Raw genomic sequence first — 20,112 nt, forward strand, 5'->3', positions numbered from 1 at the left:
ACATGACGGCGGTGGCGGACAAGCGGTTGACCGGATACGCCCACGGCGGCGGCTGCGCCTGCAAGATCCCGCCGGGCGAGCTGGAGTCGTTCGTGCGCACGCTCGCCCCGGCACCGACGGCCGAGCGGGTCGGCGAGCTCGTCGTCGGGCTGGAGGACGGCGACGACGCGGCCGCGGTGACGATCCGCGACGGCCTCGCGCTGATCGCCACCACCGACTTCTTCACCCCCGTCGTCGACGACCCGTACGACTGGGGCCGCATCGCCGCCGCCAACGCGCTCTCCGACGTCTACGCCATGGGCGGGCGGCCGGTCGTCGCGCTCAACCTGCTCTGCTGGCCGCGCGACGTGCTGCCCTACGAGATGGCCGCCGAGGTGCTCCGCGGCGGGCTCGCGGTGGCCGACGAGGCGGGCTGCCACGTCGCGGGCGGGCACTCCGTGGACGACCCGGAGCCCAAGTACGGCATGGCGGTCACGGGCACCGCCGACCCCGCGAAGCTGATCCGCAACGACGCCGGGCGGGCCGGGCTGCCGCTCACGCTCACCAAGCCGCTCGGGCTCGGCGTCCTGAACAACCGCCACAAGGTCACCGGCGAGGTGAGCGCGGCGGCGGTCGGCACCATGACGACGCTCAACGCCGCGGCCTCCCGCGCCGCGGTCGAGGCGGGCATCGTCGCCGGAACCGACGTGACCGGGTTCGGTCTGCTCGGCCACGCCTTCAAGCTCGCCCGCGCCTCCGGGGTGACCGCGGTGATCGACACCGCCGCCGTGCCCTACCTGGAGGGCGCCCGGGAGGCGCTGCGCGAGGGCTACGTGCCGGGCGGGTCGCGGCGCAACCTGGACTGGGTCGCGCCGGAGTCCGATCTGGACGGCGCGTCCGAGGAGGACCGCATCCTGCTCGCCGACGCCCAGACCTCCGGCGGCCTCCTGCTCGTCGGGGAGATCCCCGGCCACCCGGTGATCGGGGAACTCGTCCCCGACGACGGGGTGCGGCTCCGCCTCAGGTGAGCACCGTCGGTCGCGAGAGCGGTGCTCACCTGGGCTGTGCCCACAGGTCCTGCGCGGCCTCGACGACGTCCTCCACCGGCACGTCGTGCGTCGCGGACGCCTGGTGGCCGCACCACCCGTCGAGCACCCGGCGCCCGCACACCGCGCAGCCGCCGTGCCACGACACGAGCACGCGGTGCCAGACCCGGGTGAGCGGTGCGACGTCGGCGAGGTTGGCGTAGGTGAACACCGCGACCGTCGGCGTGCCGACGGCCCCGGCGACGTGGCGCGGCCCGGAGTCGTTGCCGATCATCAGGCGGGCGCGGGCGAGCAGGCCCACCAGTCCGGGCAGGGTGAGCCCGCCGACGACGGTCTCGGGCTCCCGCCCGGTCACGGCCGCGAACCCGCGCGCCACCGCGGCCACCCGTTCGTCCTCGGCGTCCCCGCCGACGACGACCACGCGTGCCCCCTCGAGCGACGCCGCGACCGCGCCGAGCCGTTCCTCCGGGTAGCAGCGGCGCGCGTCGGTGGCCCCGGGGTGCACGACGACGAGCGGTTCGTCGGACTCGGCGACCACCTCCCGCGAGGCCGCGAGGTCGGCGTCGGTCACCGCCAGGCGCGGCTCGATCCGCGGCGTGGCCGCCCCGACGGCCGCCGCGAGCTCGTTCCAGCGCAGCGTGTCGTGCTGGTACGGCGTGTACGGGACCCAGCGGTCGAGCCGCGGCGCCCCCGGCGCGGCCGTCCCCGCCGTCACGCGCGCCCCGAGCCGGGCCACCAGCGGGTTGGAGTTCCCGCCCCCGCCGTGCATCTGGATCGCGAGGTCGTAGCCGTACGCCCGCTGCTCCGCGGCCCACGCCTCGACGACGTCGGCCGGTGCGTCCGGCCCCGGCCCGACCCGCACCCCGGGCACGGGCGGCACGGCCACCACGCGGTCGACGGGGGAGGGGCGCCCGGCGAGCAGCGCCTCGTGGTGCGGCTGGCCGAGCAGGGTGATCTCGGCGTCCGGGTACGCCGCGCGGACCGCGGACAGCGCGGGCTCCGAGACGACCAGGTCCCCGAGGCCGTTCGCCCGCAGGATGGCCAGCCGCCGCACGTCCGGCACGAGCGGGGCGGGGTCGGCGGGCACGCCGAGGGCCGGAGCCTTCCCGACGGCAGGTGTGGTCACCAGGGCAGTCACGGGCCCGTGGTGCCCACCCGGCCCCCGGCGTCATGGGTCGGGACGGCCGATGGCGCCCCGGGAGCGCCGAACGGCCCCCGGTGCTGTGTGCCGACCACATCGCCGGCCGCGGGCAGGGTGTGGGACTCACCTACCGCCGGTGGCGCGCGCCACCTACCGTCGCGTCCGTGAGCACCCCCTCCGAAGACCGCGCCGCCATCGTCACCGGGTCGACCAGCGGCATCGGCCGCGCCGTCGTCGAGCGTCTCGTCTCCGACGGCTGGCAGGTCCTCGGTGTCGACCTCGAGGCGGCCGACGACCTGAAGGGCGCGGAGACCCTCGGCGCCGACCTCACCACCCGCGCGGGCAACCGGGCCGCCGTCGACACCGCCCTCGAGGCCTTCGGGCGGATCGACCTCGTCGTGCCCAACGCCGGGTTCCAGCACGTCTCGCCGGTCGCCGACTTCCCCGAGGACCGCTGGGACGCGCTTCTGCAGATCCTGCTGACCAGCCCGTTCCTCCTGGCCAAGTACGCGTGGCCGTCCCTGGTCGAGGCCCCGCGCGGCGGCCGCTTCGTCCCGATCGCCTCCGCGCACGCGCTCGCCGCCAGCCCGTTCAAGGCGGGCTACGTCTCGGCCAAGCACGGCGTGCTCGGCCTGGTGAAGACGCTCGCCCTCGAGGGCGCGGCGCAGGGGCTCACCGCGGCCGCGGTCTGCCCGGGCTACGTGCGCACCCCGCTCGTGGAGAAGCAGATCGCCGACCAGGCCACGGCCCACGGCATCAGCGAGGACCGGGTGATCGAGGAGGTCATCCTCACCCCGCACGCCCTGAAGCGGCTGATCGAGCCGAGCGAGGTCGCCGACGTCGTCGCGTTCCTGACGACGCCCGCCGGGTCCACGTTCACCGGGGTGCCGGTCACCATGGACATGGGGTGGACCGCGCGCTGATCCGCGTCCGGCCTGCCAGACTCCGCCCGTGACGATCCGGGGCATCGCGTCCGAGCGGTGGCTGACGGTCCCGAACCTGCTGTCGGTGATCCGGCTCGCCGGCGTGCCGGTGTTCCTCTGGCTGCTGCTCGGGCCGCGGGCCGACGGCTGGGCGCTGATCGTGCTCGTGATCTCCGGGGTCACCGACTGGCTCGACGGCAAGCTCGCCCGCTGGCTGGACCAGTACTCCAAGCTGGGGGAGGCCCTCGACCCGCTGGCCGACCGGCTCTACACGCTCGCGGCGCTGGTCGCGTTCGTCGTGCGCGACATCGTGCCGTGGTGGGTCGTGGTGCTGATCGTCGGCCGCGACGTCGTGGTGTCCGCCGCCCTGCCGCTGCTGCGCCGCAAGGGCTACCTGGCCTTCCCGGTGCTCTACCTCGGCAAGGCCGCGACGCTCTGCCTGCTCTACGCGTTCCCGTTGCTGCTGCTCGCGCAGATGGACTGGCCGGGTGCCGACCTCGCCCGCCCGGTGGCCTACGCGTTCACGGCGTGGGGCATCGCGCTGCACCTCTGGTCGGGCGCGCTCTACGTCGTCCAGCTGATCCGGACACCCGCACGCTAGGGTCCCCCGGACCGTTCACCCGATCATCGTAGGAGGAGTCGTCGTGGTCCCCGAGGGTCTGCAGTACACCGCGGAGCACGAGTGGATCGCGTCGGCGGGCGACGACGGCGTGGTGCGGGTCGGGATCACCGACTTCGCCCAGGAGCAGCTCGGGGACGTGGTGTTCGTCCAGCTGCCGACCGTCGGCGACACCGTCTCGGCGGGCGACTCGATCGCCGAGGTCGAGTCCACGAAGTCGGTGTCGGAGATCTACGCGCCGCTCGCGGGCGAGATCACCGCCGTCAACGGGGATCTCGGCGACACCCCGGAGCAGGTCAACTCCGACCCCTACGGCTCCGGATGGATGTTCGAGCTGCGCCTCTCGGACGCCGGCGAGCGCTCCGAGCTCCTGGACGCGGAGGCCTACCAGGCCGTCGTCGACGGGGCGTGATTCACCCCCGACGATGCGTGACCGATCCGGTCACGCCGCGTTGACATCAGTGGGTGCGGACGAAGCGGGACCGACCCACGGCGTGACGGTGACGCACGGTACCGTGACCACGGCCTCGTCCCCACGCTCCCGACCGGGCGCCGTGGGGGTGGCCCGGCCGGGTGACGCACCCGGGTGAGGGTCCCTGCGGGGAGCCGCACGAGCCCAGCACCACCAGCGGCACGCGAGCATCCACGGCACCACGGAATTCGACGGAGGAGCACGGTGAGCACAGGCGGTCCGGTCCCCCCCGAGCGTCAGGGCGAGACGACGTCGGTCTTCCGGGCCGATTTCCTCGCCGAGACCGGCGAGGAGCCCCGGGGCGGCGTCTCCGGGGTCGACTCCCTGCCCGCCGGCTCGGCCCTGCTGGTCGTCAAGCGCGGTCCCAACGCCGGGTCGCGCTTCCTGCTCGACCGCGACACGACGAGCGCCGGTCGGCACCCCGACAGCGACATCTTCCTCGACGACGTCACCGTCTCCCGGCGGCACGCGGAGTTCCGCCGCGACGGCGCGGAGTTCGTGGTCGTCGACGTGGGCAGCCTCAACGGCACCTACGTCAACCGGGAGCCGGTGGACACCGCCGTGCTCGCCAACGGCGACGAGGTGCAGATCGGCAAGTTCCGGCTGGTCTTCCTCACCGGGCCGCGCGACGCCGGCTCGGGCGGACCGGGCGCCGAGTACTCGTGAGCCCCGCGGGCGGGGCGAAGGGGCCGGCGTGACGGCGGCGGGTCTGCCCCAGGGCGACTCGCGGGGGGCCCTGTCGATCGGGGCGGTCCTCGACGCCCTGCGCAGCGACTTCCCGGAGATCACGATCTCCAAGATCCGGTTCCTCGAGTCCGAGGGCCTGATCTCGCCGGCCCGCACGCCGAGCGGCTACCGCCAGTTCTCCCACGCGGACATCCGGCGGCTCCGCTTCGTGCTCTCGGCGCAGCGGGACCACTACCTCCCGCTCAAGGTCATCCGGGCGAAGCTCGAGGAGTTCGACGCCTCGCCGACGCCCGACGGCCCGCTGCTCACGGCCCCGCCCGACGTCGTGTCGACCGCGGACACCGCGGCGCCGCGGACCGGGGGCCCCGGCGGCGGAGGTCCCGGTGGCGGGTTCGACGGCGGCGGGCTCGGCACCGTGCCCCGGCCGCGGTCGCTGAGCGCCGTGGGCCCGACGACCACGGTGCTGCCCTCGGACGACGACCCGGACCGGGCCCTCGGCGCCGACGCGCCGGCCGACGGCGTGGACCGCGACACCGTGCTCGCCGAGGACGGGGTCGACGAGGCGCTGCTGACCTCGCTGGAGCACCACGGGATCCTGCGCCCGGACGTGTCCGGCCGCTACGAGCCCGAGGCCCCGGTCATCGCCCGCACCGCCGCGTCGCTCGCCGCGCTCGGCGTCGAGCCGCGCCTGCTGCGCGGGCTGCGGGCCGGCGCCGACCGCGAGGTCGGGCTGCTCACCCAGCTCGTCACCCCCGTGGCGCGCAGCCGGGCCCCCGAGGCCACCCGCCGCGCCCACGACCTCTCCGGCGAGCTCGCCGCGCTGTCCGGCCGGCTGCACGCCCTGCTGGTGGGCTCCGGCCTGCGCCACGGCCTGCGTCGCTGACCTCTCCTCGACGGGCCGTCGGTCACCCTGGTGACCGGCGGCCCGTTCGTGTGTGCGCGCCCTGCCGCGCTCTCCCTCCGGCCATCGGCCACCCTGTCGTGCTCTCCCGCCGGCCACCGGCCACCTTGTCGTCGGGACTCACGACGACAAGGTGCCGGCGCCCGGGCTGCAGCCCGCGACAAGGTGCCGGGGCGGCCGGTGGACGGGCGGCCGGTGGACGGGCCGGCCGGTGGACGGGCGGCCGGCGGACGGTCGGCCGGTGGACGGGCGGCCGGTGGACAGTCGGTGGGCCGCCGGGACGCGGCCGCCTCATTCCGGTCCTCCCCGCGTCTTGTCGCGGGCTCCTGCGAGCCGATCGGCACCTTGTCGTTCTGATTCACAACGACAAGGTGGCCGTGGCGGGGATGCAGGCCGCGACAAGCTGCCGGCGGCCGGACCGACAGCTCGCGACGAGGTAGCTCGAGGGCCGGGTCGAGGACGACCGCCCGACCGGTGCCCGCCGACCCCGCGACCCGCCGTCGGGAAGCCTCACGGTGAGTCGCCGGGCGGGTTCTCGCCACCGCCCCGAGACGCCCCGGAGCGTGTAGCGTTCCCTCGTCGACTCCGGTCGCACGGGCTGATCGCGTGGCCAGGGTCGAGACTCCAGATCACGGCGTGTCCCGCACGCCAGGGCCGAACAGGAGGCGAGACGCATGAGTGAGATGCGTGTCGTGGGCGTACGGGTCGAACTGCCTGCGAACCAGCCGATCCTCCTCCTGCGGGAGTCCGACGGTGACCGCTACCTGCCGATCTGGATCGGCTCGGTCGAGGCCACCGCGATCGCCCTCGAGCAGCAGGGCGTGAAGCCCGCGCGGCCGCTGACGCACGACCTCCTCAAGGACGTCCTGGGCGCTCTGGACCGGCGCCTGGAGCAGGTGCGGATCACCGACCTGCAGGAGGGCACGTTCTACGCCGAACTCGTCTTCGACGGCGACGTCCGGGTGTCCGCCCGGCCCAGCGACTCGGTCGCGCTCGCCCTGCGGGTGGGGGTGCCGATCCACGCCGAGGAGGGGGTGCTCTCCGAGGCCGGGCTCGTCATCCCCGACGAGCAGGAGGACGAGGTCGAGAAGTTCCGGGAGTTCCTGGACACCGTCTCGCCCGAGGACTTCGCCGGCACGTGATCGGAGACGGGGTCGGCGCGTCGTCCACGACGCGCCGCTCGTCTCACCGTGAAGTTCAGGTGGAGACTTGGCCGCGCGTCGCGTTGACCCCCGTGGACACCCCTCGTACGGTCGTCTGACCAGGTCGGGGCAGTAGGAGGAGGCAAGCGTGGCGGGAGCCGGAGAGCGGCCCGAGCAGGGTGCCTCGTTGCAGCCGCTGGGCCCCGCGGGGGAGCAGGGTTCGCTGTTCCCCGACGAACTCTTCGGTGAGGGACCGAACGACGACGTCCTCGGGTACCGGGGACCGGCCGCCTGCCAGATCGTCGGGATCACCTACCGGCAGCTGGACTACTGGGCGCGCACCAAGCTCGTCGTGCCGAGCATCCGCACCGCCACCGGGTCCGGCTCGCAGCGCCTGTACTCCTTCAAGGACCTCGCGGTGCTCAAGGTGGTCAAGAACCTCCTCGACACCGGGGTCTCGCTGAACAACATCCGCACCGCGGTGGAGCAGCTGCGCCGCCACGGGGTGCGCGACCTCGCCCGCATCACGCTGTTCTCCGACGGCGTCACCGTCTACGAGTGCACCTCCCCGGAGGAGGTCGTCGACCTCCTGCAGGGCGGCCAGGGCGTCTTCGGGATCGCCGTGGGCGGGGCGATGCGCGAGCTCTCCGGCTCGATCGCGCACTTCCCGGCCGAGCGCGCCGGCGCCGGTGCGGCCGTCGTCGAGCACGCCCCGGAGGACGAGCTGGCCTCCCGCCGCAACCGCGGCGCCCGCTCGGCGGGGTAGACCTCACGCCGTCGACGGGCTGACACGGCGTGGCCGTGACGGTAACGTCACCGCCGTTGGTCGCTCACCCCACGCGGGAGAGTCCTGCAGTCAGAAGCCTCTGGACGCAGGCGCCGAAGGAGCAACTCCTCCCCGGAATCTCTCAGGCATCCCGTACCGCGTGGGTCAGACCACCTCTGGAAAGCGGTGGCCTCCGTCAGCGATGACGGGGATCCGCCCGCCGATGGTGCAAGCCGGCCCGACGCCCGACGTCGGGGCTGAGGTCCGGTGAAGCTCTCAGGCGCCCGCGCTGGACCCGAAGCGGGCAGTGGCAGAGGGGGAGGGATCCCGGTGTGCCCGTCGTGGCGCGCGCCGGGGTGACCCTGACCGCCGGATGCCGGGAGGCCCCCCGTGAGCCCCAGCAGTGACCGTCTGTCCCTCGCCGCCCTCGAGCACGGTCGGCCGTTCTCCGAGCGCCACATCGGCCCGGACGCCGCCGAGCTGGCCCGCATGCTCGAGACGATCGGCGTCGGTTCGCTCGAGGAGCTGGCCGACGCCGCGATGCCGACCTCGATCCGCACCGACCCGGCCGACTGGGAGTCCGCCGGCACGCGGGACCAGGTGCCGCCGCCGGCCGCCACCGAGGCGCAGGTCCTCGACGAGCTGCGGGCCCTCGCCGGGTCGGACACCACGCTCGTGCCGATGCTCGGGCTCGGGTACCACGGCACGCTCACCCCGCCGGTGATCCGCCGCAACGTGCTCGAGGACCCGGCCTGGTACACCGCCTACACGCCCTACCAGCCGGAGATCAGCCAGGGCCGGCTCGAGGCGCTGCTGAACTTCCAGACCGTCGTCTGCGACCTCACCGCCCTCGACGTCGCCGGCGCCTCCATGCTCGACGAGTCGACCGCGGCCGTCGAGGCGATGATGCTGCTGCGCCGCGTCGTGAAGAACCGGGGCGACCGCTTCCTCGTCGACGCCGACACCCTGCCCCAGACGATCGCCGTCCTGCGCACCCGCGCGGACTCGCTCGGCATCGCGATCGAGCTGGTCGACGCGACCGCCGACCTCCCGACGGGCGACTTCTTCGGGCTCCTGCTCGCCGCGCCCGGCGCGAGCGGCGCCCTGCGCGACCACACCGGCGTCATCGCCGCCGCCCACGAGCGCGGCGCCCAGGTCGTCGTGGCCTGCGACCTGCTCGCGGCCACCCTGGTCACCCCGCCCGGCGACCAGGGCGCGGACGTCGCCGTGGGCTCCACGCAGCGCTTCGGCGTGCCGCTGGGCTTCGGCGGTCCGCACGCCGGGTTCCTCGCCGTGCGTCAGCAGCTCGCCCGCCAGCTCCCGGGCCGCCTCGTCGGCACCTCGATCGACGCCGACGGGAACCCCGCGCACCGGCTCGCGCTGCAGACCCGCGAGCAGCACATCCGCCGCGACAAGGCCACCAGCAACATCTGCACCGCGCAGGTGCTGCTCGCCGTCATCGCGTCGATGTACGCCGTCTACCACGGCCCGGCGGGCCTGACCGACATCGCGCGCCGCACCCACCGCATGGCCGCCGTGCTCGCCGCCGGCCTGGTCAAGGGCGGCGTGGAGGTCGTGCACCGCGAGTTCTTCGACACCGTGCTCGTGCGCGTGCCGGGGCAGGCCGCGGAGGTGACCGGGGCCTGCCGTCGGGAGGGCATCCTGGTGCGCGAGGTCGACACCGACCACGTCGGCGTCGCCTGCTCCGAGGTCACCACCCGCGAGCACCTCGCCGCGATCTGGCGGGCCTTCGGCGTCGGCGAGCTCGAGATCGCCGACCTCGACGCCGCCACCGAGGACGCCGTCCCGGCCCCGCTGGTCCGCTCCTCGGCCTACCTGACCAACCCGGTGTTCCACCGGCACCGCAGCGAGACCTCGCTGCTGCGCTACCTGCGCGCGCTCTCGGACAAGGACGTGGCGCTGGACCGCAGCATGATCCCGCTCGGCTCGTGCACGATGAAGCTCAACGCCACCGCCGAGATGGAGCCGATCACCTACCCCGGCTTCGCCGACCTGCACCCGTTCGCGCCCGAGTCGGACGCACCCGGGATGCTGCAGGTGATCCACGACCTCGAGGCCTGGATGGTGCACCTCACCGGTTACCACGCGGTGTCGCTGCAGCCGAACGCCGGCTCGCAGGGGGAGCTCGCCGGGCTGCTGGCCATCCGGGCCTACCACCACTCGCGGGGCGACACCCACCGCGACGTCTGCGTCATCCCGTCCTCCGCGCACGGCACCAACGCGGCGTCGGCGATCTCGGCGGGCATGCGGGTCAAGGTCGTGAAGACCACCGAGCGCGGCGACGTCGACCTCGAGGACCTGCAGGAGGTCATCGGCCAGGTCGGCGACGCGCTGTCCGCCATCATGATCACCTACCCGTCGACGCACGGCGTGTACGAGCCGCACGTGCGCAAGGTGCTCGCGGCGGTGCACGACGCGGGCGGCCAGGTCTACGTCGACGGTGCCAACCTCAACGCGCTGGTCGGGCTCGCCCGGCCGGGCCGCTTCGGCGCCGACGTCTCGCACCTGAACCTGCACAAGACCTTCTGCATCCCGCACGGCGGCGGCGGACCCGGCGTCGGGCCGATCGGCGTGGCCGAGCACCTCGCGCCGTTCCTGCCGAACCACCCGGCCCAGCCGTCGGCGGGCCCGGAGACCGGCATCGGCCCGGTGGCCGGCGCGCCGTGGGGTTCGGCGTCGATCCTGCCGATCTCGTGGGCCTACATCCGGCTCATGGGCGTCGACGGGCTGCGCCGCGCGACGCTGACCGCGGTCGCGGCCGCGAACTACGTGGCGGCCCGGCTCCGCGACGCGTTCCCCGTGCTCTACACCGGTCCGGGCGGCTACGTCGCCCACGAGTGCATCCTCGACCTGCGACCCCTGACGAAGGCCTCGGGCATCACCGTCGACGACGTCGCCAAGCGGCTCGCCGACTACGGGTTCCACGCCCCGACGATGTCGTTCCCGGTCGCGGGCACGCTCATGGTCGAGCCGACCGAGTCGGAGAACCTGGCCGAGATCGACCGGTTCTGCGACGCCATGATCGCGATCCGCGCCGAGATCGCCCGCGTCGAGGCGGGGGAGTGGCCCGCCGACGACAACCCGCTGGTCCACGCCCCGTTCACGGCCCGCTCGGTGCTCGTCGACGAGTGGACCCACGCGTTCACCCGCGAGGAGGCGGCCTTCCCGACGGCGGGTCGTCCCGACAAGATCTGGGTCCCGGTCCGGCGCATCGACTCCGCGCACGGCGACCGGCACCTGGTGTGCTCCTGCCCGCCCCTGGAGGAGCTGGCGGAGGCGTAGCAGCCCCCCGTTGAACGAAGGGCCCCTCCGGTCGAGTAGACCGACCGGAGGGGCCCTTCGCTCGTGCGGCGCCGGACTGGCGGTGGGCGCCCACGGCCCGTCTATCCGACCGAAGGTGCCCTTCGTTCAGTCGGGGGCGGGGGCCGCGACGCCGGCGGAGTCCGCGGGCGCCGACTCGCGCTCCCGCGCGATCCGGGTGCCCACCGCGATCGCCACGGCGGACGCGGCGACCATGCACACGCCCACCACCCACAGGCCGGCGCGCTGGGAACCGCTCAGGTCGGCGAGGGCGCCGGTGATGTAGGGCGCGGTGAACCCTGACAGGTTGCCCAGCGAGTTGATCAGCGCGATGCCGCCCGCCGCGGCGGCGCCGGTCAGGAACTGCGACGGCAGCGCCCAGAACGGGGCGAGCGCGCCGCACACGCCGAGTGCGCACAGCGTCACCGCGCCCATCGCCAACCACGGGTTCGCGAGGTAGAGGGCGACCGGGATCGCGAGCCCGCCCAGCAGGGCCGGGGCCGCCACGAACCAGGCCCGGCCGCGCATCGAGCGCGCCGCGTCGGCCCGCCGTCCCCAGAACACCATGGCGACGGCGGCGACCACGTACGGGATCGCGGTGACGAAGCCGCGCTCGAGCACGTCGAGCTTCGTGCCGAACTGCTGCTCGAAGCCGGCGACGATCGTCGGGAGGAAGAAGCTCAGCGCGTACAGCCCGTAGGTGATGCCGAAGTAGACGAAGGCGAGCGCGAGGATCCGGGGGTGGGTCAGGGCGCGGCGCAGCGGCCAGTGGGCGGTGCGCTCGGTGGCCCGGGCCTCGGCCTCCAGCTTCTCGGTGAGCCAGGCCCGCTCGTCGTCGCGCAGCCAGCGCGCGTCACCCGGGCGGTCGGTGAGCGCGAAGAACGTGAGCACCCCGAGCAGGATCGCGGGGATGCCCTCGGCGGCGAACATGACCCGCCAGCCGGACGCCCCGAAGAGCCCGTCTCCCGCGCGGATCAGCAGGCTGGAGACCACCGAGCCGACGGCGACCGACACCGGGACCGCCGTCATGAACAGCGCGACCGCGCGCGCCCGCTGCTCGGCCGGGAACCAGTAGGTCAGGTACAGGATGATCCCGGGGAAGAACCCGGCCTCCGCCACGCCGAGCAGGAAGCGCAGCACGATCAGCACCGTGGCGTTGGGGACGAACGCCATCGCGGTGGCGATGATCCCCCAGGACACCAGGATGCGGGTGATCCAGATGCGGGCGCCGAAGCGGTGCAGCGCCAGGTTGGAGGGCACCTCGAGCACGAGGTAGCCGATGAAGAAGATGCCCGAGGCCAGCCCGAACATCGTCGCGGTGAGCCCGAGCTCGGCGTTCATGCCGTTGGGCCCGGCGAACCCGATGTTGACCCGGTCCAGGTAGTTCACGAAGTACAGCAGCACGAGCAGCGGCAGGAGGCGCCGGGCGACCCGGCGCAGTGTCCGCTTCCCGACCTCGGTGTCCGGAGTCGTCGTCGACATGACGGACACCTGATACGTCGGGTGTGCCCCGCGTCAAGACCGCACGATCACCGCGGGGACGGGGGCCGCCGCGAGGATCGCCCCGACCCGGTCGCCGAGGAAGAACCGGGTCGCGGCGTTCGGGGACCCGCCCACGACGAGGAGGTCGGACTCGGACCAGCCCGCGGCGTGCACGGCGGCGTCCCAGCTCGGGCCGACGTGCACCCCGGTGTCGGTGCCCTCCAGGCCGAGGGCGTCGAGGGCCTCCTGCTGGGCCGCGGTGACCTGCTGCGTCCACCCGGCGATGACCGGCTCCTCGGCGTCCAGCCCCACCTCGGGCGGGATCGCCGCGCTCCGCCGGACGGCGAACGAGGCCACCCGCAGGGAGGCCGCCGAGCGGCGGGCGAGGTCCGCCGCGGCCGCCAGCACGGCCGGGGCCGCCGTCGTCCCGTCGAAGGCGCAGGTCACGCGGTCGACGGGCATGCCCGGCACGGAGGCGCCGCCGCCGCGGGCGAGGACCACCGGCACCGGGGAGCTGCGCGCCACGCGGGTGGCGATGCGCCCGGACCGGTCGGCGTCGGTGCCGAGCACGAGCGCGGACACGTCGCCCTCGCCCGCGGCCGTCACCAGCGCCTCGGCCACCGACCGGCCGTGGACGGTCTCCTGCCGCACCGCGAGGCCGGTCGCGGCGAGCACCCCCTCGACGGCGGTCCACGCCGGGGCCGCGTCGGTGTCGGAGTCGCCCGGCGTGACGACGAGCGCCACCGCCAGGTCCTCCTCCCACGCCCGCGCGAGCCGGGCCGCGAGGCCGACGGCCCCGCCGGCGTCGTCGCGGGCCCGCGGCGACAGGCCGACCAGCACCGTCATCGACCGTCCTCCTCCGCCGCGATCAGCGCCGAGCGCCGCGAGCCGTACACCGCCCAGAACAGCAGGGCGACGACCAGCCAGACGGCGAACACGACGATCGTCACCCACGACAGCCCGGAGATCAGGTAGAGGCAGGCGAGGATGGAGAGCACCGGGGTGACGGGGTAGCCGGGCACGCGGAAGCCGCGCGGCAGGTCGGGGGCGGTACGGCGGAGGACGATGACGCCCACCGACACCACGGTGAACGCCACGAGCGTGCCGATCGAGACGAGGTCGGCGAGCACGTCGAGCGGCACAAGGCCCGCCAGCAGGCCGACCACCACGGCGACGACGACGGTGTTGCGGACCGGGGTGAGCGTCCGCCGGTCGACCTTCGACAGCACCGCCGGGAGCATCCCGTCGCGGCTCATCGTGAACAGGATGCGGGTCTGGCCGTACATCGTCACGAGCGTGATCGAGAAGATCGAGACGACCGCGCCCGCCGCGAGGACGATCGAGGGCCACGTCGAGCCGGTGACGTCGGCGAGGATCGCGGCGAGCCCCGCCTCCTGGCCCTCGAAGCGCGGCCAGTCCTGGGCGCCGATCGCGGTGACGGCGACGAGCAGGTAGATCACCGTGACGATCACCAGGGCGAGCACGAGCGCCCGTGGCAGCGTGCGGCGGGGGTCGACGGCCTCCTCACCCGCCGTCGAGACCGCGTCCAGGCCGATGAACGAGAAGAACACGGTGCCCGCGGCCGCGCCGACGCCCGCGGCCCCGAACGGCGCGAAGTCGGCGAACCGGTCGGCGGAGAACGCGGTCGCGGCGATCACGCCGAACATGAGCAGCACCGCGAGCTTGACCACGACCATGACCGCGTTCGCCGTCGCGGACTCACTGACGCCGCGCACCAGCAGCACCGCGCAGAGCACGACGAGCACCATGGCCGGCAGGTTCACCACCCCGCCCGCGCCGGGCGCCCCGGACAGCGCGTCGGGGATCCGGACGCCGAGGGTGTCGCCGAGCAGCGCGTTCAGGTACTCCGACCAGCCCACGGCGACCGCCGCGGAGGACACCATGTACTCCAGCAGCAGGCAGGCGGCCACGGCCATCGCGGGCGCCTCGCCGAGCGTCGCGTAGGCGTAGGAGTAGCTCGAGCCGCTCACCGGCACCGCGGACGCGAGCTCGGCGTAGCACAGCGCGGTCAGCCCGGCGGTGACCGCGGCGATCACGAAGCTCACGACGACGGCGGGTCCGGCCTCCGGGGTCGCCTCGGAGAGCACGAAGAAGATGCCGGTGCCGACGGTCGCCCCGACGCCGAACGCCGTGAGCTGCACGAGCGTGATGCTGCGGCGCAGCTCGCCGCCGCCGGCCTCGTCGGCCCCGGTCTCGGCGGCCATCGAGGTGACCGGTTTGCGGCGCAGCCAGGCGTGGGCGGGCGGTGCCAGGGGCATCCGCGCACCCTAATCGGGCGACCGGGTCAGGTGCAGGAACGCAGCGCGGAGACGTCCGGGTCGGCCCCGCGCTCGAACGAGATGTGCACGTGGTCCTCGTGGTTGGCGGTCGCGCCGCCCCGGTCCTCCATGCCCTTCCAACCCGAGCCGGTGTTGATCCGCTGGTCCCAGATGGCGTAGGAGACGCCGAGCGCGTCGGCGTTGGACATGACGCAGTCGGCGATCGCGTCGCCGTCGGTGGTCATGAAGTCCAGCGCGTAGCCGTCGGGGTGGTCGGAGGCGTTCCCGCGGCTGCCGACGCCGAGCACGTCGTGTCCGGGGAACACGCACTCCAGCGCGTTGCCGACGGTCTGCACCGAGTCCGCGACCCCGCCGTAGCTCGAGTCGGCGCCGCAGCTCGTCACCCGCGCGGCCCGGTCGGCCTCGGCGCGGGCCCGCTCGGCCTCGGCGGCGCGCGTGCGCTCCGCGGCGGCCGCCTGCTCGGCCTGCTCGGCCTGACGCCGGGCCCGGTCGCCCGCCTTGAACAGGTCCGCGGTCGCCGGGTCGGCGGACGAGGCGTTCACGACGACGGGTGCGACGGCCGGGGCGGCCGCCGCCGGCGCCGGCGCGAGGCTGGTGCCCTGGGCAGACAGCTCCAGCGTGGTGTCGTCGGTCGGCAGCTGCAGCGCGGCGGGCGTGACGGCGGCCAGCGCCACCGTGGCGACGCCTGCGGCGACCAGGCCGTGACGGCGGGCGTCGCGGGCGGCGTGCGCCCGCTGCCGGCGCACGGGACGGCTCGGGCGGCCGTGCCGGTCGGGCGTGAACCCGGCGCGGGTCTGCTCGGCCACGAGGGCGGCGAGGTCGAGCACGGTCGTGGGGGCGTCGGCGGTCGTCACCGCGCCACGCTGCTCGGGGGAGCGGAGCGAGGTGCGACGCGCCGGCGCCGGGGAGCGATGCCGGGACACGCGGGGACCTTCCGGGTCGGGGAGCTGTCTCGTACGGGGTCCTGCGACGGAGGCGTCCGCCGGACCGGCCGTCGGGGTCGGCCGGTCCGGCGTGGAAGGACCGCTCACGGCGTGGTGGGGAGCCGGTGCCGTGACCTTTCCGTGACTTCTCCTTGACCCAAGGTAGGCCCTCACCCGTCGTCGGGAAGGCGGCGACGACGGCCGGGCCCGCCCACGCGGCGAGCGGAGTGCTTTCTCAGCGAGGCTCTCAGCGACGTGAGGCGAACGGTCTCAGCACGTGACGCGGGTCGCGAGCGCGCGGCCGAGCAGCGTCCCGGAACGCCACGCCGTCTCGACCTTCGGCGACCCCCAGCCGTCGCCGACGACCGCGACGAGGTCGTCGTCGAGGTGGAAGGGCGCGTCGGCCGGGGTGTCGTGGGGCTGCGCGGGGCTCGCGAACGTCCACCGGTGCGCGTGGGTCCACCGGGGCGCGGCCTCGAGGCCGAGGAGGTCGCCGACCGCCGCGGCCACCTCGTCGACCACGGCGGCCGGGTCGTCGAGGTGGCGGCGGGCGAGGTCGCCGGTGGTGTGCGCGACGAGGACCGGCGCGTCGTCGCCGCGCCGCGACCCGTCGTCGGCGACCAGCGAGAGGACGGGGTGGTCGTTGACGAACGCGGCGGGCAGCTCGGGCCACGCGCGCTCCGCGTACCCGAGGGCGACGGCGATGACCGGCTCCCAGGTCCGGTCCGCGACGGCCGTGGCGGCACGCAGCGGGGCGGACACGAGGCGGGCGGCCTGCGGGTCGGGCATCGCGAGCACCACCGCGCAGGCGGGCTCGCCGTCGACGGCGGGGCCGGGGGTGACGGCGGAGACCTCGCGGTGGGTCTCGACGGTGAGCCCCTCGGCGAGGTCGGCGACGAGTGAGCGCAGCCCGCCCGGGGCCGCCCAGCGCTGCGGGCCCGGCTTCGGCTCCGCGGAGCCGTCCCCGGCGTACGCCTGCATGGTGTCGGTCCACGGGCGCGCGAGACCGCGGCGCTCCCAGTCGGCGACCTGGTCGGCGAACTCGTCGTCGGAGACGGTGAAGTACGCGGCGCCGAGGTCGACGGGGCGCCCGTCGGCGTCGCCCCGCGGCAACGGCGGGCTGGACAGCCGCCCGCCGACCCGCCCGCTGCGCTCCAGCACCCGCACCGGCACCCCGGCCGCCGTGAGTGCCAGGGCGCACGCGATCCCGCTGATCCCCCCGCCGATGACGAGGACGTCGGTGCGGGGCTGTGCGCTGTCGGCCATGGTCGACAGGTCCCCGGCGTACGCGTCGGTCATGCCTGTGCGGGCCGTTGAGTGAGGCGCGGAGGGACTGCTCAGCCGCGCGAGCCCGACCGGGCGGCGTGCGTCGAGTCCCGGACGGTCCCGACGTACTCCTCGATCAGGTCCTCCAGCGCGATGACGCCGACCGTGGTGCCGTCGTCGGCGACCGCGCGGGCGAGGTGGGAGCCCTCGCGGCGCATCGAGGCCAGCGCCTCGTCGACCGGCGCGGTGGCCGTGACCCGGGGGAGCGCCCGCACCCGCTCGACCGGGACCACCTGCTCGGGTCCGCCCCCGAGGTCCAGGACGTCCTTGATGTGCAGGTAGCCGTCGAGCTCCACGCTCGGCGCCACGCCGGTCTGCTCGGGCAGCAGCGGGGTGGTGCCGGGCTGCAGCGCGTTGGCGTCGAGCCGCGGGTGGGCGTCCGGGGCCTCCGGGGCCTGCACCGGGTAGCGCGAGAACCCGGTGCGGGCCACGGCCTCCTCCACCGCGCCCACCGTGGGGTGGGCGGGGAGCACGGTGAGCCGTTCGCGGGGGATCAGCACGTCGGCGACGGTCCGCTCCGCGGTGTGCAGCGCCTGGGTCAGCCGGCGGGTCTGCGAGGCGTCGAGCAGCCCCTCCCGCCGGGACTCCGAGAGCATCTCGGCGATCTCCGACGGCGTGTAGGCCGACTCCCGCTCGTCCTTCGGCTCCACCCCGAGCAGCTTCAGCACGTGGTTGGCGATCCAGTTGAGCAGACCGATCACCGGCCGGGCGACCTTGAGGAACGCGACCAGCGGCGGCACCAGCCACACCGAGGTCCGCTCCGGGCCGGCGATCGCGATGTTCTTCGGGACCATCTCGCCGATCACGATGTGCAGCACGGTGACGATCAACAGCGAGATCACGAACGCGATCGGGTGCAGCAGCGCGGCGGGCACGCCGATCGGCTCGAACACGGCCTCGAGCAGGTGCGCGAGGGCGGGCTCGCCCAGCGACCCGAGGGCGAGCGAGCAGATGGTGATCCCGAGCTGGGCCGCGGCCATCATCATCGACAGGTGCTCGGTGGCGCGCAGCACCGTCGCGGCGCCGGACGTCCCGGCGTCGACCATCGTCTCGAGCCGGTCGCGGCGCGCGGAGATCAGCGCGAACTCGGCGCCGACGAAGAACGCGTTGCCCAGCAGCAGCGCGACCATGGCGAGCAGGGCCACGTAGTCGTTCATCGATCCGTCCTCGCTGCGTCCGCCCCGGTCACGGCGTCATCCCCGCCGTCTCGCGCTCCGGCGCCCGGTCCTCGGCGTCCGGAGGTCGCGTGACCCGCACGTCGGCGATCCGGCGCCGGTCCATGCGGGTGATCGCCATGCGCCAGCCGTCGTGGGTGACGGCGTCGCCGACCACCGGGATGCGCCCCAGCTCGGCGAGCAGGAAGCCCGCGAGGGTCTCGTAGACCTCGGAGTCGGGGAACGACCAGCCGACCACGTCGGCCAGCTCGTCGGGGCGCAGCGTGCCGGAGACGATCCAGGTGTCGTCGCCGGTCTCCCGGAACCGCGCGGTCTCCCCGCGGTCGTGCTCGTCGCGGACGTCGCCGACGATCTCCTCGACCAGGTCCTCGAGCGTGACGATGCCGGCGGTGCCGCCGTACTCGTCGACCACGACCGCCATCTGGAAGCCGGTGCCCCGCAGGCGGTCGAGCAGCTCGTCGCCGTCGAGGGAGTCGGGCACCGTGGTCGCGGTGCGCATCAGGTTGCGTAGGAACTGCTGCCCGCGGCGGGCCCGGGGCTCGGCGAAGGCCTGCTTGACGTGGACCACCCCCCGGACGTCGTCGAGGTCGCCGTCGATGACGGGGAACCGGGAGAACCCGGTGCGGATCGCGGCGGCGAGCAGGTCGTCGACCGTGTCGTCGGTGGACAGCGACTCCACCCGCACGCGGGGCGTCATCAGCTCGTCCGCGGTGCGCTCGCCGACGCGCAGCGTGCGCGTGAGCACGGCCGCGGTGCCCTCGTCGATGGTGCCCTGCTCGGCGCTGGTGGCCACCAGGGAGCCCAGCTCCTGCGGCGAGCGCGCGGACCGCAGCTCCTCGGCCGGTTCGACGCCGAGGCGGCGCACGATCCAGTTCGCCGCCCCGTTCAGGCCCGAGATGAACCAGGACAGGGCCTTCGAGAAGCCGGCCTGGACCCCGGCCACCGTGCGGGCCGTCCGCAGCGGCGCGGCGATCGCGAGGTTCTTCGGCACCAGCTCCCCGAACACCATCGACAGCGCCGTCGCCAGCACCAGCGCGATCACCGCCGCGGTGCCGCCGGCCGCCCCGGCGGGCAGACCGACGTCCTCGAGCAGCGGGGAGATCAGCGTCGCGATCGCGGGCTGGGCCAGGTAGCCGGTGACCAGCGTGGTGATCGTGATGCCGAGCTGGGCGCCCGACAGCTCGAACGACAGGTTGCGGTGGGCCTTCGCGACCGCCTTCGCCCGCCGGTCGCCCACCTCGCTCGCGTGGTGGTCGACCTGGCTGCGTTCGAGGGTGGTCAGCGAGAACTCGGCCGCGACGAACACCGCGGTACCGAGGGTGACCGCGACGACCCCGACGAGGCCGAGCACGGAGAGCAGGACATCCACGAGGAGAGAGCTACCCCTTGTTCAGCCGGGCCGGGAAGCCCCCGGTGGCGATCGGACCCCAGTGCTCGACCGTGAGGCGGATGACGCACTTGCCCTGCGTCGCCATGGCCTCCTTGTACTCGTCCCAGTCCGGGTGCTCCCCGGAGATGGAGCGGAAGTACTCACAGAGCGGGTCGAGCGCGTCGGGCAGGTCGAGCACCTCGGCGGTGCCCTCGACGTGCACCCAGGGCCCGTCGAAGTCGTCGGAGAGCACGCACATCGCGACGCGCGGCTCCTTCCGGATGTTGTGCACCTTCGCGCGCTCGGGGTAGGTCGAGACCAGCAGGCGCCCGTCGGCGTCGATCCCGAGCGTCACCGGCGAGGTCTGGTCCCCGCCGTCGCCGCGTCGGGTCACCACGATGGCCTTGTGCCGGGTGCGCAGGAACTCGACGAGCTCCTCGCGTCCCACCCGGTCGTTCGTCGCCGTCTTCGCCACGGCCGTCAGCCTACGGGCGTGGTCCCGTGCACGGCGCGTCGTGCCCGGCGGTGATCACTAGGCTG

General features: G+C 74.4%; 18 protein-coding genes and 1 riboswitch. Of the genes, 9 read left to right on the forward strand and 9 right to left on the reverse strand.

Annotated features, from left to right (window positions below; translation table 11 throughout):
- Positions 1-2: 2 nt before the first annotated feature.
- Complete coding sequence (selD, locus tag LN037_RS09700) at positions 3-1,007, forward strand: selenide, water dikinase SelD (RefSeq protein WP_230751737.1); 1,005 nt, start codon at positions 3-5, stop codon at positions 1,005-1,007.
- A gap of 25 nt (positions 1,008-1,032) precedes the next feature.
- Here selD and LN037_RS09705 read toward each other — a convergent pair whose 3' ends face one another.
- Positions 1,033-2,163, reverse strand: coding sequence for a glycosyltransferase family 9 protein (locus LN037_RS09705; RefSeq protein ID WP_230751738.1), 1,131 nt, complete (start codon positions 2,161-2,163; stop codon positions 1,033-1,035).
- A 167-nt stretch (positions 2,164-2,330) separates the two neighbouring features.
- Here LN037_RS09705 and LN037_RS09710 point away from each other — a divergent pair, with 167 nt between their 5' ends.
- From LN037_RS09710 to gcvP, 8 genes are all read left to right on the forward strand, one after another.
- On the forward strand, positions 2,331-3,089 hold the full coding sequence (locus LN037_RS09710) for an SDR family oxidoreductase (protein ID WP_230751739.1): 759 nt from the start codon (positions 2,331-2,333) through the stop codon (positions 3,087-3,089).
- Between the two features lie 28 nt (positions 3,090-3,117).
- A complete protein-coding gene (gene clsA, locus LN037_RS09715) occupies positions 3,118-3,690 on the forward strand; it encodes a cardiolipin synthase ClsA (protein WP_230751740.1) in 573 nt (190 codons plus the stop codon).
- Positions 3,691-3,733: 43 nt separating this feature from the next.
- Positions 3,734-4,120 carry a glycine cleavage system protein GcvH gene (gene gcvH / locus LN037_RS09720; protein ID WP_230751741.1) on the forward strand — a complete coding sequence of 129 codons (387 nt, stop codon included), beginning with the start codon at positions 3,734-3,736 and terminating at the stop codon, positions 4,118-4,120.
- Positions 4,121-4,384: 264 nt separating this feature from the next.
- Positions 4,385-4,846, forward strand: coding sequence for a glycogen accumulation regulator GarA (gene garA, locus LN037_RS09725; RefSeq protein WP_230751742.1), 462 nt, complete (start codon positions 4,385-4,387; stop codon positions 4,844-4,846).
- A gap of 28 nt (positions 4,847-4,874) precedes the next feature.
- Positions 4,875-5,750 carry a MerR family transcriptional regulator gene (locus LN037_RS09730; protein WP_230751743.1) on the forward strand — a complete coding sequence of 292 codons (876 nt, stop codon included), beginning with the start codon at positions 4,875-4,877 and terminating at the stop codon, positions 5,748-5,750.
- A gap of 692 nt (positions 5,751-6,442) precedes the next feature.
- Positions 6,443-6,910: a bifunctional nuclease family protein gene (locus LN037_RS09735; RefSeq protein ID WP_026204493.1), complete on the forward strand. Its 468-nt coding sequence runs from the start codon at positions 6,443-6,445 to the stop codon at positions 6,908-6,910.
- A gap of 148 nt (positions 6,911-7,058) precedes the next feature.
- A complete protein-coding gene (locus LN037_RS09740) occupies positions 7,059-7,676 on the forward strand; it encodes a MerR family transcriptional regulator (protein WP_372460414.1) in 618 nt (205 codons plus the stop codon).
- A gap of 64 nt (positions 7,677-7,740) precedes the next feature.
- Positions 7,741-7,845: riboswitch (glycine riboswitch) on the forward strand.
- A 221-nt stretch (positions 7,846-8,066) separates the two neighbouring features.
- A complete protein-coding gene (gcvP, locus tag LN037_RS09745) occupies positions 8,067-10,979 on the forward strand; it encodes an aminomethyl-transferring glycine dehydrogenase (RefSeq protein ID WP_230751744.1) in 2,913 nt (970 codons plus the stop codon).
- 126 nt (positions 10,980-11,105) lie between these two features.
- On the opposite strand, the gene LN037_RS09750 is transcribed toward gcvP, so the two are convergent.
- The 8 genes from LN037_RS09750 to LN037_RS09785 form a co-directional block, all read right to left on the reverse strand.
- Positions 11,106-12,479 carry an MFS transporter gene (locus LN037_RS09750; protein ID WP_230751745.1) on the reverse strand — a complete coding sequence of 458 codons (1,374 nt, stop codon included), beginning with the start codon at positions 12,477-12,479 and terminating at the stop codon, positions 11,106-11,108.
- 33 nt (positions 12,480-12,512) lie between these two features.
- Positions 12,513-13,325, reverse strand: coding sequence for a universal stress protein (locus tag LN037_RS09755; protein ID WP_230751746.1), 813 nt, complete (start codon positions 13,323-13,325; stop codon positions 12,513-12,515).
- Complete coding sequence (locus tag LN037_RS09760) at positions 13,322-14,758, reverse strand: APC family permease (protein ID WP_230751747.1); 1,437 nt, start codon at positions 14,756-14,758, stop codon at positions 13,322-13,324. Before LN037_RS09760 ends, LN037_RS09755 begins: the two co-directional genes overlap by 4 nt.
- Positions 14,759-14,784: 26 nt before the next feature.
- Positions 14,785-15,633: a VldE C-terminal domain-containing protein gene (locus tag LN037_RS09765; protein WP_230751748.1), complete on the reverse strand. Its 849-nt coding sequence runs from the start codon at positions 15,631-15,633 to the stop codon at positions 14,785-14,787.
- A 339-nt stretch (positions 15,634-15,972) separates the two neighbouring features.
- Complete coding sequence (locus tag LN037_RS09770; RefSeq protein WP_230751749.1) at positions 15,973-17,001, reverse strand: NAD(P)/FAD-dependent oxidoreductase; 1,029 nt, start codon at positions 16,999-17,001, stop codon at positions 15,973-15,975.
- A 38-nt stretch (positions 17,002-17,039) separates the two neighbouring features.
- Positions 17,040-18,185 (reverse strand): hemolysin family protein, encoded by a 1,146-nt coding sequence (locus LN037_RS09775; protein WP_230751750.1) that lies wholly within the window; start codon positions 18,183-18,185, stop codon positions 17,040-17,042.
- A gap of 28 nt (positions 18,186-18,213) precedes the next feature.
- A complete protein-coding gene (locus LN037_RS09780; RefSeq protein ID WP_230751751.1) occupies positions 18,214-19,572 on the reverse strand; it encodes a hemolysin family protein in 1,359 nt (452 codons plus the stop codon).
- Positions 19,573-19,582: 10 nt separating this feature from the next.
- The gene (locus LN037_RS09785) at positions 19,583-20,047 is read right to left on the reverse strand and encodes a PPOX class F420-dependent oxidoreductase (RefSeq protein WP_230751752.1); all 465 of its coding nucleotides are present in this window, start codon (positions 20,045-20,047) and stop codon (positions 19,583-19,585) included.
- Between the last annotated feature and the right edge of the window lie 65 nt (positions 20,048-20,112).

Origin of the sequence: Actinomycetospora soli (genome assembly GCF_021026295.1) — a bacterium.
GTDB classification, from domain to species: Bacteria; Actinomycetota; Actinomycetes; order Mycobacteriales; family Pseudonocardiaceae; genus Actinomycetospora; species Actinomycetospora soli.

Coding starts and splice junctions, on each gene's coding strand:
- LN037_RS09770 (WP_230751749.1), bottom strand. CDS start 17,001: ATGACCGACGCGTACGCCGGGGACCTGTCGACCATGGCCGACAGCGCA.
- LN037_RS09775 (WP_230751750.1), bottom strand. CDS start 18,185: ATGAACGACTACGTGGCCCTGCTCGCCATGGTCGCGCTGCTGCTGGGC.
- LN037_RS09755 (WP_230751746.1), bottom strand. CDS start 13,325: ATGACGGTGCTGGTCGGCCTGTCGCCGCGGGCCCGCGACGACGCCGGC.
- LN037_RS09735 (WP_026204493.1), top strand. CDS start 6,443: ATGAGTGAGATGCGTGTCGTGGGCGTACGGGTCGAACTGCCTGCGAAC.
- LN037_RS09760 (WP_230751747.1), bottom strand. CDS start 14,758: ATGCCCCTGGCACCGCCCGCCCACGCCTGGCTGCGCCGCAAACCGGTC.
- LN037_RS09750 (WP_230751745.1), bottom strand. CDS start 12,479: ATGTCGACGACGACTCCGGACACCGAGGTCGGGAAGCGGACACTGCGC.
- selD (WP_230751737.1), top strand. CDS start 3: ATGACGGCGGTGGCGGACAAGCGGTTGACCGGATACGCCCACGGCGGC.